General features: G+C 60.7%; 20 protein-coding genes. 9 read left to right on the plus strand and 11 right to left on the minus strand.

Annotated elements, in window-relative coordinates:
• Window positions 1-67 precede the first annotated feature (67 nt).
• The 4 genes from WQQ_RS25325 (at window position 68) to WQQ_RS20165 (ending at window position 3587) form a co-directional block, all read left to right on the plus strand.
• The gene (locus tag WQQ_RS25325; RefSeq protein WP_040455211.1) at window positions 68-310 is read left to right on the plus strand and encodes a helix-turn-helix domain-containing protein; all 243 of its coding nucleotides are present in this window, start codon (window positions 68-70) and stop codon (window positions 308-310) included.
• Between the two features lie 235 nt (window positions 311-545).
• On the plus strand, window positions 546-2099 hold the full coding sequence (gene istA / locus WQQ_RS20155; RefSeq protein WP_083844674.1) for an IS21 family transposase: 1554 nt from the start codon (window positions 546-548) through the stop codon (window positions 2097-2099).
• The gene (istB, locus tag WQQ_RS20160; RefSeq protein ID WP_007187107.1) at window positions 2096-2839 is read left to right on the plus strand and encodes an IS21-like element helper ATPase IstB; all 744 of its coding nucleotides are present in this window, start codon (window positions 2096-2098) and stop codon (window positions 2837-2839) included. The genes istA and istB overlap by 4 nt, the downstream gene beginning before the upstream one ends.
• A gap of 85 nt (window positions 2840-2924) precedes the next feature.
• Entirely contained in the window at window positions 2925-3587 is a 663-nt protein-coding gene (locus tag WQQ_RS20165; protein WP_083844675.1) for a DNA-binding protein, read from the plus strand.
• Window positions 3588-3631: 44 nt separating this feature from the next.
• On the opposite strand, the gene WQQ_RS20170 is transcribed toward WQQ_RS20165, so the two are convergent.
• Window positions 3632-3883 carry a helix-turn-helix domain-containing protein gene (locus tag WQQ_RS20170; RefSeq protein WP_040455213.1) on the minus strand — a complete coding sequence of 84 codons (252 nt, stop codon included), beginning with the start codon at window positions 3881-3883 and terminating at the stop codon, window positions 3632-3634.
• 223 nt (window positions 3884-4106) lie between these two features.
• On the opposite strand from WQQ_RS20170, the gene WQQ_RS20175 reads away from it, so the two are divergent.
• Genes WQQ_RS20175 through WQQ_RS25330 form a run of 3 tightly spaced genes read left to right on the plus strand, consistent with a single transcriptional unit; the run spans window position 4107 to window position 5054 of the window.
• On the plus strand, window positions 4107-4472 hold the full coding sequence (locus WQQ_RS20175) for a hypothetical protein (protein WP_192813008.1): 366 nt from the start codon (window positions 4107-4109) through the stop codon (window positions 4470-4472).
• Window positions 4469-4816 (plus strand): hypothetical protein, encoded by a 348-nt coding sequence (locus WQQ_RS20180; protein WP_040455215.1) that lies wholly within the window; start codon window positions 4469-4471, stop codon window positions 4814-4816. The genes WQQ_RS20175 and WQQ_RS20180 overlap by 4 nt, the downstream gene beginning before the upstream one ends.
• Window positions 4806-5054, plus strand: a complete 249-nt coding sequence (locus WQQ_RS25330) for a type II toxin-antitoxin system prevent-host-death family antitoxin (protein ID WP_366490176.1) — start codon at window positions 4806-4808, stop codon at window positions 5052-5054. Before WQQ_RS20180 ends, WQQ_RS25330 begins: the two co-directional genes overlap by 11 nt.
• Before the next feature lie 82 nt (window positions 5055-5136).
• On the opposite strand, the gene WQQ_RS20185 is transcribed toward WQQ_RS25330, so the two are convergent.
• The 8 genes from WQQ_RS20185 to WQQ_RS20220 are packed head-to-tail and all read right to left on the minus strand — an operon-like array spanning window position 5137 to window position 13924.
• Window positions 5137-6078 carry a cation diffusion facilitator family transporter gene (locus tag WQQ_RS20185; protein ID WP_050997785.1) on the minus strand — a complete coding sequence of 314 codons (942 nt, stop codon included), beginning with the start codon at window positions 6076-6078 and terminating at the stop codon, window positions 5137-5139.
• Between the two features lie 10 nt (window positions 6079-6088).
• Window positions 6089-6643 (minus strand): DUF411 domain-containing protein, encoded by a 555-nt coding sequence (locus WQQ_RS23360; RefSeq protein ID WP_007187113.1) that lies wholly within the window; start codon window positions 6641-6643, stop codon window positions 6089-6091.
• 56 nt (window positions 6644-6699) lie between these two features.
• Window positions 6700-7332, minus strand: a complete 633-nt coding sequence (locus tag WQQ_RS20195) for a methyltransferase family protein (RefSeq protein WP_007187114.1) — start codon at window positions 7330-7332, stop codon at window positions 6700-6702.
• On the minus strand, window positions 7329-10475 hold the full coding sequence (locus WQQ_RS20200; protein WP_007187115.1) for an efflux RND transporter permease subunit: 3147 nt from the start codon (window positions 10473-10475) through the stop codon (window positions 7329-7331). The genes WQQ_RS20195 and WQQ_RS20200 overlap by 4 nt, the downstream gene beginning before the upstream one ends.
• 35 nt (window positions 10476-10510) lie before the next feature.
• Window positions 10511-11536 carry an efflux RND transporter periplasmic adaptor subunit gene (locus tag WQQ_RS20205; RefSeq protein WP_007187116.1) on the minus strand — a complete coding sequence of 342 codons (1026 nt, stop codon included), beginning with the start codon at window positions 11534-11536 and terminating at the stop codon, window positions 10511-10513.
• An 11-nt stretch (window positions 11537-11547) separates the two neighbouring features.
• The gene (locus WQQ_RS20210) at window positions 11548-12804 is read right to left on the minus strand and encodes a TolC family protein (protein WP_007187117.1); all 1257 of its coding nucleotides are present in this window, start codon (window positions 12802-12804) and stop codon (window positions 11548-11550) included.
• 52 nt (window positions 12805-12856) lie between these two features.
• Window positions 12857-13249, minus strand: coding sequence for a hypothetical protein (locus tag WQQ_RS20215; protein WP_007187118.1), 393 nt, complete (start codon window positions 13247-13249; stop codon window positions 12857-12859).
• A 33-nt stretch (window positions 13250-13282) separates the two neighbouring features.
• Window positions 13283-13924, minus strand: a complete 642-nt coding sequence (locus tag WQQ_RS20220) for a cation efflux transmembrane domain-containing protein (protein ID WP_007187119.1) — start codon at window positions 13922-13924, stop codon at window positions 13283-13285.
• 82 nt (window positions 13925-14006) lie between these two features.
• Between WQQ_RS20220 and cadR the strand changes: the two genes are divergently transcribed.
• Window positions 14007-14486 carry a Cd(II)/Pb(II)-responsive transcriptional regulator gene (cadR, locus tag WQQ_RS20225; protein WP_007187120.1) on the plus strand — a complete coding sequence of 160 codons (480 nt, stop codon included), beginning with the start codon at window positions 14007-14009 and terminating at the stop codon, window positions 14484-14486.
• A gap of 128 nt (window positions 14487-14614) precedes the next feature.
• Window positions 14615-16423, plus strand: coding sequence for a hypothetical protein (locus tag WQQ_RS20230; protein WP_007187121.1), 1809 nt, complete (start codon window positions 14615-14617; stop codon window positions 16421-16423).
• A gap of 77 nt (window positions 16424-16500) precedes the next feature.
• Here WQQ_RS20230 and WQQ_RS20235 read toward each other — a convergent pair whose 3' ends face one another.
• Both WQQ_RS20235 and WQQ_RS20240 read right to left on the minus strand, forming a co-directional pair.
• A complete protein-coding gene (locus WQQ_RS20235) occupies window positions 16501-16893 on the minus strand; it encodes a hypothetical protein (RefSeq protein ID WP_040455219.1) in 393 nt (130 codons plus the stop codon).
• Complete coding sequence (locus tag WQQ_RS20240; protein ID WP_040455221.1) at window positions 16890-17228, minus strand: heavy-metal-associated domain-containing protein; 339 nt, start codon at window positions 17226-17228, stop codon at window positions 16890-16892. The genes WQQ_RS20235 and WQQ_RS20240 overlap by 4 nt, the downstream gene beginning before the upstream one ends.
• Between the last annotated feature and the right edge of the window lies 1 nt (window position 17229).

Consider the following 17229-nt stretch of genomic DNA (forward strand, 5'->3'; position numbering starts at 1 on the left):
TAACTCTTGCTCACGTAGTCAGGATAACTACCACGTGGAAACGGGTCACGTCGCTGTCATGGATTCAATGGAGATCACCTACCGCCTGAAGCGGTTGGGCTGGTCTCAAAGCGACCTTGCACGGGAGTTCGGCATTACGCAGTCCGTGGTTTCGAACACCATCAGCGGGCGTATTACGTGCCATCGAGTGGCGACGTTCATTGCTGATCTATTGGGGAAGAATCTGCACGATCTCTGGCCGGGAAGATACGTCTTCAAGCCGAGACGACCTCGTTACCAACCGGCGGGGGTGCTACCGATGACCACCTGATGCTGCCGCTGTGCTGAAGTTGATGTCAGCTTTTTAGCGAGGCTCAGAAACGCGAACGGCCCAGGGGCGGGAACCCCTGAGCCGTTATAGGTGCTACCGACTGCTTTCTTCAACGGTATCCTGCGATTTCTCGCCAAGCCTGTCAAGGTTGGCGCCTCGTTCCCCCCGATGAAAATCAAGTCACTCTGGTGACGGTCGTTGCTCGGCCCGAAGCAGAGAATGGGAACCGTGATCCATGATACGAATCAAGCCGGATATTCTTCGGGCCACTGCCCGAATTTGCATTCAACGCCCTCAACTCTCATCACGAAAAACCGCTCGTGCTGCGGATTGCTCACCGGGCAGCGCACTTAAAATTCGAGAGCGCGTGGAGGTCTCCGGCCTCACTCTTGAGGCGCTGGAAAAACTGGATGACAGGGCGCTTCTAACGAGACTCTTCGGTGAACCCGCCCACCCTCCGACCCGCAAAGTCCACCCGGACTGGGTCGAAGTTCACAAGCTAATGGCGCAGCCCGATGCCACGCTGATGGTGATATGGGAAGACTGGATCGAAACGGAAGCCGACGGTGTCGGCTACCAGCAATTCGCCAAGCTGTATCGATCCTGGCTGAATAAGCAGAAGCTCACTTTGCGCAAGATTCACCGAGCTGGAGTCAACACTTTTGTTGACTACGCCGGCGCGACGATCCCGATCTACCTGGAGGACGGAACGATTCGGGATGCGAGTGTTTTCGTCGGAGTGCTTGGCGCCAGCAACTATACGTTCGGCTACCTCTGCTGGGGACAATCGATCCCAGATTTCATCGATGCCAACAATCGCATGCTGCAGTTCTTCGGCGGCGTCACCGAGTTCATCGTTCCCGACAACTTGAAGTCAGCTGTTATCGTCGCAGGACTAAAGCGGCTGAAACTCAATCAGAACTATCGAGAATGGGCGGTGCATAACGGCACCATCGTCCTTCCCGCGCGCGTGGAAAAGCCCAAGGACAAGGCTTCCGCCGAAGTGGGCGTACAGATCGCCCAACGACACATCGTCTTTCGCATGCGCCAACAGCGCTGGCATAGTCTAGAAGAGGCGAATGCGGCACTGAGGGTCTTTCTGGACAAGCTCAACTCTCGCCCCTTTGCCAAGATGCCGGGCACTCGGCGGGAGCGCTACGAATCGATCGACAAGCCTGCACTCAAGGAGTTGCCGACGACGGTTTTTGAACCTTCTGAAATCGTGATTCGCAAGAAGGTCGGAGACGAGTATCACGTTGAGTACGGAGGTAACTTCTACTCGGTGCCATACGCCTTAGCTCATACCTTCGTTGATCTGCGGGTGACTCGTTCCACGATCGAAATCTTGCAGCACCATCGCCGCATTCACAGTCACCAGCGGAGCTACGGTACGAGGGACCGCATTACGGCGCGAGAGCACCTGCCCGACGCACATCGGCACTATCTCGATGGTGAACCTTCGGCGCTCCTCGACTGGGCAGCGCTGACTGGCCCGAGCACGCAGGCCGTTGTTTCGTCGTGGCTCACACGCGGCAGCCAATTTCACACGGGTCTGGTCATGGCCCGCGGTCTCCGCTCTGAGGCGGATGCCTATGACTCGAAGCGGATCGAGTCCGCTTGCAAACTTGCGCTGGAGATTCGCTCTACGACCCTTAGCGGAATTCGCACGATTCTGCTCACCGAGGCTGACCTACGTCCGAGAGCACTTGCGGCTCCGTCGAACACGATTCATCACGACAACATTCGCGGTCCTGGCTACTACGATTCGACTCCGGAGCCCAGCTTGTGATCACTCAACAAACCATTTCCAATCTCCGCGAACTCAAGCTGCGGACCATGGCACAGACCTACGAGCAGCAACTTGCTCAGCCTTCATTCTCGACGCTCTCGTTCGATGAGCGGTTGGGCTTGATGGTCGATGCAGAACTGTCGTCCAAGACCAACAGGAAGTTGCAGCGCCTGTTGAAGGCTGCATCGCTACCGGAGCGTGTTCTGATTGAGGATCTTGCCTTCGGCGTCGCCCGTGGCTTGGACAACTCGGTGATCCATACGCTGGCCAGCGGCGAATGGGTTCGACGGAAGCAGCACGTTCTGGTGTCCGGCGCGACCGGTACAGGCAAAACGTGGGTGATTAGCGCTCTGGGGTCGCAGATGTGTCGCCTGGGATATCCCACGCTCTACCTTTCTGCCGGCGACCTCTACGATTTGTTGACCCGCGCTGCAGCGGATGGATCGTGGGCTCAGGTCAAGCGGCGCTTGATTGGAATACAGGTGTTGATCATCGACGACTTTGGCATGGCGCCGATTCCATCGGAACACGCACACGTCCTGCTCGACATCATCGACAAGCGTCGTCGCATCGGGCCTGTCGTGATCGCGAGTCAATTTCCGAAAGGGAAATGGCACGGCTTCTTCCCTGATCCGACGATGGCAGACGCCGTTATGGATCGAATCGTTCACATGGCGACGGAGATCAATCTCAAGGGCGATTCGATGCGGAAGATGAAAGGCAACGAGGCTATCGCATAGGCGCTTGAGCCCGCCGCATTGAGCATCCCGTTCCTTTCATAGCGTAGCGTAGTTACTCACTACGCTACGCTACAGGAGTACACCTGTGGCTCATGTCACCCTTGAAGACGTAAAAATTGCAGTTGGCCAACTTGAATCGCTTGGCTCTTCAGTCAGCGTCGCCAGCGTTCGTGGGCATCTGGGCCGGGGCAGCGCAACCACGATCACACGCCATTTACGTGAGGTCCGAGAAGCGAAGGCCCGTGAGAGGCTGCTTGAACCGTTGAATCCTGACGACGTTTCTCCCGAGATCGTCGAAAGGATTACTGCTGCAGCAAAGGCGGCTGGCATTGAATCATTTCGCGCAATCGCAGAGCCGCTGAATCGAAAGATTGAAGAGGCCAAGGCGGCGCTCGCAGCTGAGCGCCAGACAATGCAGCAGGACATGGCGCAGGTTGTTGCCGAGTCAAATGACGCTACTGAGCGGTTGGATATCCTGCAACGAGAAACGTCCGAAGCGATACGCCGAGAAGCGGCGGCCCTGGCCGAACTCGCTAGTGCCCGCGATCAGCTGCAGAAGCTGCTCTCAGAGCGTCAATTGGAGCGCGAACGACAAACTGAAGAGCTGTCCACTCTCCGGCAATACTTGACCGAGGCGCAGTCCGAGAACCGCCGCGTGCAGGAGCGTGTGGAAGTCGCCATTGGGGAAGCAGCAGAGCTGCGCGGCCGTCTTGCTGCATCGACCGAGCGGGCGCTACGCGGCAGCTAATCCTTGCGCAAAGACCAGTCAACCATTCCCCTTCCAGCCAGCCCTCAGCGGCGAACGGCCTTGCCGGTCTGAACGACGAGCGACTCCGGGGTTACCCCCAGATGCTCCGAGAGGACAAAGAGAGTGCTGAGGGTGGGCTGCCGCTCGCCTCGCTCCAGCAGGGACACGTAGGTCCGGTCGATGTCGCAGGCCAGCCCCAGAGCCTCTTGTGAGAGGCCGCTCCGGGTGCGCGCTGCACGCAATACCGCCCCGAACGCGATCGCGATTTGGTTACGTTGGGCGGGGGTGGCAGCCATCGGCCGGACGATGAATGTCCGACGACTATTGATCTACCGACTATAGTCTGAGAGGCTATACTTGTTTTCTAAGCTTTCCGAGGGCCGGCAGGCGCAGGTGGTTGCTTCCTGCACCGGCGCAGTCAGGAAAGCTGTCTCTCGATGCACAGCGGACAGTCCGGATTGCGAGAGGAGTACGACGAGGGATGCCTCGTGAACTTTTCGACAGGACTGAGGGTGAAGCGTGTGTTTTCGATTGATTTACGGCGATTCCGAGTTCGAGCTGGCTCTTCCCTTTGAAGAGCATATCGAGAACCGCCTATTCCAAATGATCAGCAGTGCCGAGCCGTCCATGGCGGCTGAGCGCGGCCGGAACGACCTGGCCCGGCGCATGGCGGACCTGGTTACTGCCTTGCTCGAAGGCGAGCTTCTGCCGCCAACTGACAAGCAACTAAAGTACGCGGTGGCGATCGCCCGAGAACTCTCGCTGGAATTGCCGGCGGAAGTTCTCCAGTACCGCGAGGCCATGACTGTCTTCTTGGGCACTCACGCCCAGCAGTACCGGCGCCGGAAAGGCTATTCGAGTCCAGCAGCGGTAGCTCAGGCGTGAGCGCTGAAACCGCTGAACAGGTTGCGCTCCGTGCAAGCGCGGCGCTTGAGTCCCGGTCGGCGATCGACTACGGCTCTGGCTTTGCCGACAAGCAATATCCCGAGATCGTTTGGTCAATGTGCGGACTTCCGTCCACCAACGAGATTGCAGTGATCGCAACCGTAGGCGATCTGAGGTTTGGCATGGCCCATCGCTCGGTCTTGGAGTGGCCCGCCATGATCGATCGCATCTTCGGCATCGATGTCGACGACCAGCGACTCGCCCTCTGGCTCTCCGAGCAGTTGTGGGCCTCACACTCCGAGCAGTTAATCGCCGCTGCGCTGCAGATTCGTCATGCCCACTAAGTCGGACGGCGAAGTCACACGCCGCCCCATCGTGAACGTCACGCTGACCGACGTCCGGCGCCGTTATCAGTGGGTTGTGAGCAAAGCCAGAAGAGCCGACGTGATCGTCCACAAACGGGGAGCCCCGATCCTCGTGGTGCTATCGATCCGGCGATACATGAAGCTCATAACTGCACTCGAGCTTATCGGTGGCGAAAAACATTCACGGCCGAGATCGGCAGAATCGCCCCCAGGATGAGAATCAGCAGCCCCAGCACCAGGAAGCGCAGCAGCTGAGCCTCACTTGCTGTCAATAACCATCTGATAACCGCCATCGAGCACTAAGCATGGCTGTGATGATCGTGCTCATCATCGCGGTCATGGACATTTGTAGAGAGCGAACAAATGTCCTCATCTGCGCAGGGCTCGAACTCGCACTGCAAGGTGGTGTGCGTCACCTTGTATTCGGATTTCAGCTTCATTTCCGTGCGCCGCAGGAAGCTGTCCACCTGGACTCCGGGCGCCAACAACACGTGCGCGGCCAAGCTGATTTGCCCACTGCCAAGTCCCCAGATATGCAAGTCATGCACGCCGCGAACATCCGCATCCGATCGAATAGACGACTCGATCTTGTCGATCTCGACGCCTTCGGGAACGCCTTCGAGCAACACGTTTGCGCTTGCCTTGAGCAAGATGTAGGTGCGCGGCAACACCCACACGGCAATGAGCACCGCGATCAGCGGATCGAACCAAGTCCATCCCGTGAGGTAGATCACTCCGGCGCCGATGATGACGCCGAGTGAGCCGAGCATGTCGCTCCAGACTTCGAGATAAGCCCCTTTGACGTTGAGGCTTTCAGACTGGCCTGCGCTCAACAGTCGCATCGATATGAGATTGACGATCAGGCCCAGCGAGGCGATCACGAGCATTGGGATTGATTGCACCTCCGGTGGCATCCGGAATCGCTGCCAGGCTTCGTAGAAGATGTAGATCGCGACAGCGAACAGCATGCCGGCATTGAACGCCGCTGCGATGATCTCGAATCGTCCATAGCCGAAGGTGCGCCGTCGATCAGCCGCTCGCTTGCCGATGCGAATCGCGAGCAAGGCAATCGCCAGTGCCACGGTATCGGTCAGCATGTGCGCCGCATCGGAGATCAGCGCCAGGCTGCCGGTCAGCCAACCTCCGACCGCTTCCGCGATCATGAAAGAGCCGGTCAAGCTCAGTGCGATCCACATCGAGCGCTCGTTTGCGCCCTTCCCGTGATCATGTCCCGCGCCCATGGTCGTCTCCTTAGATTGAAACCTTGTCTTCGACACGACGGTGCATCCACGTGAACCAACGACGAGGAGCGCCGCCTGCATCCACCAAGTAAATCTCGTGCGCATCGGTGCCAGCGGTAACCTGCGTGGCATGGCTCTCCATCAGAACGCCGCGTGCACTAGGGCGCTCGGCCGCAAGGCGCTGCAATACCTCGGCGGGGACATCGCCCTCCAGAAAATAGTCCAAGTAGCGGGCGATGTGACAGCCCTGCGAGTTCGGTGGCGCGTGGACATCCGCCCTCGGAATTCGAAGGTCTCCCGGCTCATAGAGGCGCACCGTATACCCGGAGTTTTCCAGGCTCTTTCCCCAGCTGAATGCGCAGGCACACGTGTGCAGACCGTAGATCGTGACGACTTTTTCGACCGGCGGTGCAAACCATCGATCCCAGTTCACGGCAACCGCAGCGGCAAGTCCGAACACGATCGCGACGAAAGCCAGAACCTTCAGGCGATACAGTAGTTTCTCTTCTTCAATTTTCCTCATGTCGCTCTTGCGACGACGAGGATGCGCAGGCTTGATGCCCATGTAATGTCTCCAAACCGGACGGCTGGGCGCGTGTTCGCGCCCAGCCGTCATCTAACTCAATAGGCCACGAATATCGCGGGCCACCCCATCAGGTCGCGAAAGTCGTGCAGCGTGTGCAGCACGATCGCTGCGATGGCGAACCAGCTGACTTCCACGAGCGATCGCCGGAACGGAAGCGGGCGAATCGTCCACTTCGCCGGTTCCGTGAACAGGCTCCAGTCCGGCCAGAAACGCGGCACTCGCGCTCGGTAGCGTTCGTACAACCCTTTGTGCCAGGCCGATAAAAACGCTTCCTCCTTGCGAATGACCCTGCCGAAGTACAGCGCGTAACACGCCGCAAACAGCACGGGTATCACCACGGTCTGTGTCGCCAGTACAACGCCGAGTCCACCGACGAAGCTGAAGAAGTACAGCGGGTTTCGCGTCACCGAGTACGGCCCGTCGACGAGCAGCACGACATTCTTATTGCCGGCCGCGTAGCTACTGCACCAGACCCGCCCCAATGCTCCGATCACGGCAAGCACGAGGCCGAGCGACGCCGTCAGATGTGCGAGCACCACACTGATCTCTTCCCAACCTGATCGACTGACGAGATAAAGCCCGAGGATCAGCGCGCAAACAAACCGCGCAATCCAGAATCGACGCGGCGGTGGGCGCGTGTCGGTGGAATCACCCTGACCCAGCGTCATGATGCTTCTCCGCTCGTCTGCGCCGAGGCGACCGATGACTCGGAGCGGCGCTCACGTCCGTGAACGAGTCGGTACAGACCGGGCAATACGAGCAGCGTCAGGATGGTCGACGAGATGATTCCGCCGATCACGACGGTCGCCAGCGGGCGCTGCACTTCGGCGCCGGTGCCGGTGTTCAACGCCATCGGCACGAAGCCAAGCGAGGCGACAAGCGCCGTCATCAGCACGGGACGCAGACGCGTCAGCGCGCCTTCGATAATGGCGTCATCCAGGCCGGCGCCTTGCTCACGCAGGCTGCGGATGAACGTCACCATGACCAGGCCGTTGAGCACCGCAACACCGGACAGCGCGATGAAACCGACGCCTGCCGAGATCGACAGCGGAATGTCGCGCAGCCACAGCGCCAGCACGCCGCCGGTGAGCGCCAACGGCACACCCGAGAAAATCACGAGTGCGTCGCGCAGATTGCCGAAGGCCAGGATCAGCAGCCCCAGGATCAGCGCCAACGTCACCGGCACCACAACCGCCAGGCGCTGACTCGCGGACTGCAGCTGCTCGAACGTGCCGCCGTAGTCGATCCAGTAGCCGGGCTGCAAGGACACCTGGCGAATGGCCGCCTGTGCATCGGCGACGAAGCTGCCGAGATCGCGACCCCGCACGTTGGCGGTGACGACGATGCGTCGCTTGCCATCTTCACGGCTGATCTGGTTCGGACCCGGAGCAACGACGAGTTCGGCGACTTCGGCGAGCGGCACCGTGCCGCCGCCCGGCAGGCTGATCGGCAGGCGTTCGAGATTGCGCAGGTCATCGCGCTGCGCTTCGGGCAGCCGCACGACGATCGAGTAACGCGCATCGCCTTCGAACACCTCACCCACGTCGCGACCACCCAGTGCAGCGGACACCACCGACTGCAGATCGGCCAGCGCTACACCGTAACGCGCCAAAGCATCACGACGCGGCTGAATCGACAGCACCGGAAGGCCGGACACCTGTTCGACTTTCACATCCTCGGCACCGGTGACGCTGCGAATAGCAGCGGCCAGCTGATTACCCGAGCGCAGCAGCACGTCCAGATCGTCGCCGTAGAGCTTCACTGCAAAATCCGAACGCACGCCTGAGATCAGTTCGTTGAAGCGAAGCTGGATAGGCTGACTCAGTTCGTAGGCATTGCCGGGCAACTGCTCCAGCGCGGATTGCATCTCCGCGGCCAGATCGGCTTTGGGCTTCTTCGGATCGGGCCACTGATCGATCGGCTTGAGCATCACGTAGCCGTCCGAGATGTTCTGCGGCATCGGGTCGGTCGCCACTTCGGCTGTACCCGTGCGCGCAAACGTCGTCAGCACTTCGGGGAATTGCAGCAGCCGCTGCTCGACCTGCTTCTGGAACTCAACCGACTGCGTGAGCCCGGTCGCGGGAATGCGCAATGCTTGCACGGCGATGTCGCCTTCATTCAAGTTCGGAATGAACTCGCTGCCCAAGCGACTCGCAACGGCGCCGCAGACGAGAGTCAGCGCAACCGCACCTGCAACGAAGCCCCAGCGCGCCTTGAGCGCGAAGCGCAGCATGGGCTCGTAGCCTCGGCGCGCGAGATCGAGTACGACGTTGTGCTTCTCTCGTACCGGACCACGAAACAGCAGCGCCACGCCGGCCGGCACGAAGGTGACGGACAGGAACAGCGCCGCGACGAGCGCCATGACCACGGTCTGCGCCATCGGGTGGAACATCTTTCCTTCGACGCCTTCGAGCGCAAAGATGGGCAGATACACCGCCGTGATGATGAACACGCCGAACAGACTCGGGCGTATCACTTCGGCAGTCGCCTCATAGACCACGTTGAAGCGATCGCGCAGCGTCAGCGATTGCGTGCCGGTGCTCTCTGAGAGTCGTCGCAGGCAGTTCTCGACGATGATCACGGCACCATCGACGATAAGGCCGAAGTCGAGCGCGCCGAGACTCATCAGGTTAGCCGACACCCCGGTTTCGACCATGCCGGTGATCGTCATCAACATCGCGATCGGAATCACCGCAGCGGTCAGCAGCGCTGCGCGCAGGTTGCCGAGCAACAGGAACAGAATCACGACGACCAGCAACGCACCTTCGAGCAGATTCTTCTGCACCGTGGCGATGGCCTTGTCGACCAACACCGTACGGTCATAGGCCGGAACCGCTTTCACGCCTTTGGGCAACGAGTCGTTGATCTTGTCGAGCTGGGTCGCGACGGCTTTGGCGACGGTTCGGCTATTGGCGCCGACGAGCATCACCGCCGTGCCCAACACTGTCTCGTGTCCATCACGCGTCGCCGCGCCGGTACGCAATTCCTTGCCAAGCGCCACTTCGGCGACATCGCCGATCGTGATCGGCAGGCCATCGCGCGTGGCAACGACGATGCGACGCAAATCGTCGAGCCCTGCGACCTGCCCCGGAATGCGGACGAGCAACTGCTCCTTGTTGCGCTCGAGATAACCCGCACCCTGGTTCGCGTTGTTGCGCTCAAGTGCTTCGGCCACCTGATCCATCGTCAGGCCGTAAGACAGCAGGCGTCCCGGATCGGGCAGCACATGAAACTGCTTGGCGTAGCCGCCGATGCTGTTGACCTCGGTCACACCCGGCACCTGCAACAGCTGCGGGCGAATCACCCAATCCTGCAGCGAGCGCAGCGCCATCGAGTCATAAGGCTTGCCGTCTGCCTGGCGGGCTTTGTCTTCGGCTTCCACCGTGTAATGGAAGATTTCACCGAGACCGGTCGCGATCGGCCCCATCGCGGGTTCAACGCCTTCGGGCAGGCGACTACGCGCCTGCTGTAGACGCTCGTTGACGAGGTTGCGCGCGAAGTACAGATCGGTGCCGTCTGCAAACACGACGGTGACCTGCGAAAGCCCGTAGCGCGACAGCGAGCGCCGATAGTCTAGGCCCGGCAAGCCGGTGATGGCGGTTTCAATCGGCACGGTGATGCGTTGCTCGACTTCCAGTGGCGTGTAGCCCTGAGCCTGCGTGTTGATCTGCACCTGCACGTTGGTGATGTCGGGCACCGCATCGATCGGCAGGCGCTGGTAGTTCCAGACGCCAAGTGCGATCAGCGCGAGCATCAGCACCATCACAACGCCGCGTCGATCGATCGAAAATCGAAGTAATTTCTCAAGCATGGTGGCGCCCTCCGGCGATGGCGGCAGAGCGAATGTCAGTGACCATGTTCGGCCTCTCCCTTGCCTTGTTCCGCCTTCAGCACGAAACTGCCTTCGCCAACGACGGCGTCGCCGGTCAGGAGACCTGCGAGCACTTCGACGAACAGTCCATCGCTACGGCCGACCTTGATCGGGCGTGCTACGAATCCTTCCGGTGTCTCGACGAAAACGGACGTGCTGCCTTCAATTTCCTGCAGCGCAGTCGCCGGCACGACGAGCGCCGCATTCGATTCACCGATGGTGACTTCGCCGCGCACATAGAGACCCGGAGACCACGAGCCATCGGCGTTGTCGAGCAACACGCGCGCAGTAAGGCTTTGCGTGTTCGAAGCGCCGAGGGGCGAAACGAAGACGATCTTGCCGTCGCGCACGGGGCCGCCATCTGCCGTCTGTACGCGCACCGATTGCCCCACTTGAACGCGCGTGCGATCGCGCGGGAATAGCGCCAGCTCCACCCACACGGTGCCGAGATCGGCAACCGTGAACAGGGAGGCTCCTTCGGCTTGCTCGCCCGGATTGGTGTTGCGCTCGGTCACCACGCCGCCGAGCGGGCTCGGGATCGGATACACCTGCAAGCTCTCGTTGCTTTCGACCGTCGCCAGCGTCTGTCCCTGGCGAACGGTGTCGCCGATCTTGGTGCTGACGCTGCGCACGACGCCTGGAAAGCGCGCGGTGACGCTGCGGATGCGTTCGGCATTGGGTTTGACCACGCCATAGAGCTGCAGTGTTTCGCGAATCACACCCGGAGCAGCCGGCGCGATTTGCAGCTTGGCCGCTTGCTTGGCTTCCGGGGTCAGCTTGATCGCTTCGCTGTGCTCGCCGGACTCGGCCGCTCCGGCTTCGTGCTGATCACCTTCGGCGTGACCTTCCTTTTCGTCGTGTTTCTCGCCTTGAGCATGGCCTTTGGAATCGTCGTGAGCGTGGCCTTGTTCGTCCTTGTGTTCTTCAGGCGTTGAGGAGCTACAGGCCGCCAGCGACAGCAAGCCAGCCAGCAGTGCAGGAAAGAGAATGAGTTGGCGCATGGGATGTTCCTTCAGCGACTCAGGCCAGTGCCGGTGAGTCGTTCGATTTCGATGAGGTTGAAGTGGTACTGCGCGGCGGCTTCGATCGCCTCGCGCTTGAGGTCCAGCATTTCGCGCTGGGCATCGACCAATTCGAGATAGCTGTAGCGGCCGCGCTCGAAGGCGTAGTCGGTGTTAGCGAGCGCCGATTCCATGCGCGGTAGCGCCTGTTCGCGAATGAGCCCGACCTGACGTTGCCGGTCGAGCAGCTCGCGGTAATAGCCGAACAGCTGCGTACGCGCCTTCACCCGCGTGGCTTCGCGCTCGGCCGCTGCACCTTCACGGCGAGCTTCGGCTTCGGTGATGAGGCCTTGGTTGCGATCGCGCACCGGCAGCGGCATCTGGAACGAGAACACCAGGCCGGTATCGTTGGTCTGCTCGAGCCGGCGCACACCAGCTCCGATCTGGAAGCCTTGCCGCCGGCCCGCGATCGCCAGCGCGATCTCGGCATCGCGCAGCCGCGTTTCCGACAGGTAGCGAGTCAGATCGGGGGTGTTCTCCAGCGCCCCGAGCAGTTCGTCGTAGGAGCGCGTAGGCGGCAGCTGATACAGATCGGCCGACGCCGCCAGAAAGTCCGGCTTCGAAGCGCCCCAGCTCGCCGCCAACGCGTATCGCGCGGTCTGCAGCTCATGCTCGGCGTGGGCGTCGTCGTTCTGCGCACGCTGCAGGGCGACGGCCGCACGATCACGCTCGGCCAGCGGCGACTTAGCCGCGGCGACGCGCTTCTCCACCGCTGCGGACGTCTTCTCGGCCAGCTCGACCGCAAGGTGTGTGAGCTGGTGCTGCTCTTGTTGTGACGCGAGCGAGACGAAGCGGCGTGCGGTTTCGGCGATGGTGTCGAGGCGCCTGATGTCGCCATCGGCCTCCAGGCCATCGCGTTCTCGACGAGCCACGTCGAGTCGGCGATCGCGCAGCCCGCCCAGCTCGATCACCTGGCTCAGCATCAGCGTGATCTCGGCGTATTTGCCGGCGCTGGCTTGTCCGGTGCCGAGCACGTTCTCGACAGTGGTAGACAGGGTTGGATTGGGCCGTAGGCCCGATTGCGTAATCCGACCGTCCTGCGCCTTCAGGGTGTAGGCATAGGCGGCGAGATCAGGGTTCGATTGAAGCGTGCGCGAGATGGCTTCGCGCAGCGTTATAGCGGGCGCTTCAGCTTCGACCGAAGTCGAGACGCCGAACGCCAACAGCGCCGCAGCCACGGATAGGCTGCGACCCAGGTGGGTGAACATGAAAATCTCCAAGACAGCATGAACGACCGCCCGGCTCGGGGCGGAGAAAGGTTCAGGTCAAGGAGATCGACGGCGGGCCGCGTGACGGCGGCGTGAAATTCGAAGGTCGGGGAGCCGCCGACGTGGGCGGGCCTTGCGGCAGCAGACTGGTGAGCCAGCCCGTTGCGGTGGACAGCGTCAGCCGATCTGGTCCCGGCAAGGCAACCACATCGAAGTCCACGTCCGATGCGGAATTGGCCGCCATGACGGCCAGTTCCAGCTCACGGTCGTCGGCGTGGTCGCTGTCGTGCGATTCGCCGAACAGCAGTCCAGCATCCGCGTAGTGCGGCTGCTCGTGGGTGGCCGGCTGTTGTTCCGTGCCCGCGCAGACATGGAGATGCACACCGAGCACGCGCGTAAGCACGAGGCCGATGCAGAAGATCCAGGTGGCGGTCAGGCGGGACATACGAGTACAGACTAGCAGGTCGGATGTGTCGGATTAACCAAACTGGACGCGCGGCTCGACCGTCGCCAGCTCGCGGCGTGCCTGGCCGATCACCTGCCAAGCCGCGCTCAAGCCGAGCATCGCCATGCCGACGGCGACGATCAGGTCGGGCCAAGCCGTGCCGGTGCCGAAGACACCGACGGCGGCCAGCAGGACGGCGACATTGCCGATGGCGTCGTTGCGCGAGCACAGCCAGACCGAGCGCATGTTGGCGTCGCCGCTGCGGTAGGTGTAGAGCAGCACCGCCACGCCGAGATTGGCGACCAGCGCGATGACACCGATCACGCCCATGGTTTCGGCATGCGGGACGGCTCCGATCCAGCCGTTCCAGGCAGCCTGGCTGAGCACGTAGAGGCCGTAGCCCCCCATGGTCAGCCCTTTGAGCAACGCGGTGCGCGCACGAGCCACCAGGCCCAGCGAAAGCACGAGCAAGGAAACGGCGTAGTTGGCGGCATCGCCGAAGAAATCGACGGCGTCAGCCATCAGCGAGGCCGAATCCGCTCCCCAGCCGGCCGATAGCTCGACACCGAACATCGCGAGGTTCACCGCCAGGGCGATCCACAGCGCGCGACGATAGCTGGGCGGGATCGCCTGTGTGGAGGAGCAGGTGCTCGAAGCGCAGCAGTTTCCGGCCATGGTCATCTCGTCTGGAACAGCGAATGGCGCCAGTACACACCCTGTAGTAACTTCAGGGTCAAGTGTTCCTGCCGGAGGCCCCATGTCCGAACTCGCGATCAAGATCGGCGACCTGTCCGAACGGCTGAAAGTGCCGGTCGAGACCATCCGTTACTACGAGAAGGAGCGGTTGCTGCCGCCTCCTCGTCGAACCGAAGGCAATTACCGGGTCTACGACTCGGCCCAGTTGGATCGCTTGGCCTTCATCCGTAACTGCCGATCCTTGGACATGACGCTGGATGAGATTCGCGAACTGCTGCGGCTGCGCGATGCGCCGGAAGAGGAATGCGGAGGCGTCAATCGACTGATCGACGAGCACATCGATCATGTGCAAGAGAAAATCGCAGAGCTACGAAAACTCGAATCGCATCTCCAGGCATTGCGGCGCCGCTGCGACAGCGCTCGACCTGCTGGAGAGTGCGCAATCCTGGGCGACCTGAATTCAACGGTCGTTCCTGCGGCATCGACCGCTGGCCACATCGGATTGCACTCGCCGTCAAAGCGTCGCCGCGCCGGAGCGTGACCACCGCCGCTGTCACATTGCGGGTCGCCTTCAGGTTCGTGGCAGAGTTGTAGTGTTCAGCGGTTTTGGCGAAACACCTTCACGGCCGAGATCAGCGGGATCGCTCCCAGGACGAGGATGCAACTACGATGAAGTGTCCGTCGATCTCCTCCTGCGCCGCCATCGGAGATGACCCTTATCTGCTGGCCGAAATCTCTTCGGCACTGGCCAAAAAGTGCACGTACTTTCCGGTTTTGGACAGCCCCCGCTTGCACTGGCCTCAAGTTGAATCTCCTGCGACTCGGCGCCGGAACGCACTGGCCAGGATGCAGGTAAAAACTGTGGTCTACGCTGGGCTTGACCCTCACGTCGATACGGTTCTTTCGAGAGGCATTCCCAGCGGACAAATTGTCCGCATCGCGGACGGCTCTCAAATCGACAGGGCACTGCCGGGAGCTCGAAAACAAGCTGTCTTCCAATGGGGCAAGGAACACCTGGCCCTCGGCCTTTTGCGAGCGCTGCGTCTGAATGCGCGCATCCAGTTCGACGGCGTGTCCGAGGCGGCGTCTGTTCCAAGTGTGTCGGGCCATTTGGTCGTCTGCGAAGAAGGCGACTTGCACGCTCAGGTGGTCGCGGCGAACTACGCGCACGCGCTCGACGCAGGCCTCATCCTGATACCGGCGGTGGAACGCAGGTTGGGAGAAAAGCTGTTGGAGCGCTTTTACAGCGCGACTGAGGTCCGAGATCGCCCTATGGGTGAAGTTCTGGAGGAGCTTCGGGGTGAGCTACGGGAGATGGCAGGAGGTGTGTCGCAAGCTGATTACGATTCGGCGACCTTCTTTACGAGTAGAGTCCCGTGGGGTTATGCGTTTCCGGAACGTCCTTCCACGCATATCTTTCTATATCCAGACGTTGGCATTTGCGTCTTGCATGGCTTACTTGCTGAGCAGGCAACGACACCAGGAATCAAAGTCGCCGCCGTAGTCGATCCTGGGCAAGTTCTCGCCACGGAAGTCGATGTTGCGATTAAATCGCTGTGCGACAGCAGTGTATTTACCAAGATGCTTGCAGACCGCAACGCCAGTGTTCGACAGGTAGCTCGGACAATCGAGCTGTATCCATACGACTTTTTGTTGATCTCGACTCACTGCGGAGACGACGGAGGTTGGCGGCGGACCTACGAGTTCAAGGATCGTGGCGGTAGGCAGCGTACGTTGGTAGTCGATGTTGCTGCTGCATTCTCTCGGTTGGATGACAGTGACCGAATCGAAGTCATGGAGCACATTCGATTCGTAGCCTTGGACGGCGTGGATATCACCGATCCGTCGGCACACTCTGACCATATCGGCTCAGTGAAGCTCGAATTCAGTGAGCTGATATCGCGCCAAGAGCTAGAGCCTGTTCATGTGGAGACGGTGCAGCGAGTCGTCGGGTCTGCGGCGTTGAAGATGGCGGATGGCTCATACATCTGCCACCCACGATCGCTCGCAAACGAGCGCACCCCGATTGTGTTCAACAATGCTTGCGTGTCATGGCACGAGCTTGCGCTCGCTTTCACCTTTTCCGGCGCTCGTTGCTACATCGGAACACTATGGAGCGTTCGCGACTCCGAGGCGCAAGTGCTCGGAGAAAAGGTTCTTGGCACTTATTTCGGCGAGCCACTGGAGGTCGCGTTGTGGCAATCTCAGAACGACATTTGGGGCGACGATGTCGCTCGTCGTCCATATGTGATGATCGGAACCAACTTTCAAAGGCTGCGAGGCACAAGAAATGACGGGCCTCTGCGCGTTCTTTCCATTCTCAAAGCGTCAAAAAGCGAGTGGCAACGACGCCTCGACCTCATCACTGCCCCTGACGATCAGCAAAAATCGGCGCTGGGTGACTACATTCGCTATCTCGATGACGAGATAAAAGGGTTAACCAGTCGCTGGATAAAGCGCCCCCCACCTAAGCGTTGATCTGGTTTCGAATCACAGCCCCGACGATACCGCTGCCCAACCGACATTCGGTCGGGCAGCGTTGCTTCCAGGGCAGATCAGCCAATGCTGGGCAGCACGAACGCGAAGAACACTCCGAGTCCGAAGATCGCCAGCGAGACCAAGTAAACGCCCAGACTGGCCCGACGAGCCCGCATGCAAGCGGCAGCAAGCCTCGCATCTGCCGGGCAAGGCGCGAGACGAGCGCGGTATTGCAGTCCGCCGGCTATCGCGAGCATGACACCGGCACTACCGAACACGAGGGCCTTGTGTGTCGAGAGCCAGATCAATTGCGGCACGGCGGTAACCAGCCCCGCCAGCGTGGCGCCTGCCCCGATCGCAACCAACAGCGCGGGTAGCGCACAGCAGATCAGCGTCGAGCTGCTGGTGGCGATCGACAGAAGAGCACTCCAGAGGCTGCCGCGTAAGTCGGGATGGAGTTGATCCGTCATGGCTTGCTCTTGAGGCGAGTGCGGATTTCTTCAAACGTTTCGGATGTCCGCTCGATGGACTGGAGCGTGTAGCCGGCTTCCGTCAGCGTGCTGCGGAGGTCTTCATCCTTCACATCCTTTCCGGGCTTCAGTGCGACAGCGACCAGTCCATTTTCGAGGTTTACGAGTACGTCGGATGTCGCGTCCATCTTCCCGAGTTTTTTCGAGATTCCTTGTGCACAGAAGGCGCACACCAGCCCGTCAACTTTCATCTCGATGGTGCGAGGTGCGTCGTTTGCCCATGCAGCAAAGCTCAGTACGGCCGAAAGTAATGCGGTGATTAGAAAGCGAGTCATG

Origin of the sequence: Hydrocarboniphaga effusa AP103 (genome assembly GCF_000271305.1) — a bacterium.
GTDB lineage: Bacteria > Pseudomonadota > Gammaproteobacteria > Nevskiales > Nevskiaceae > Hydrocarboniphaga > Hydrocarboniphaga effusa.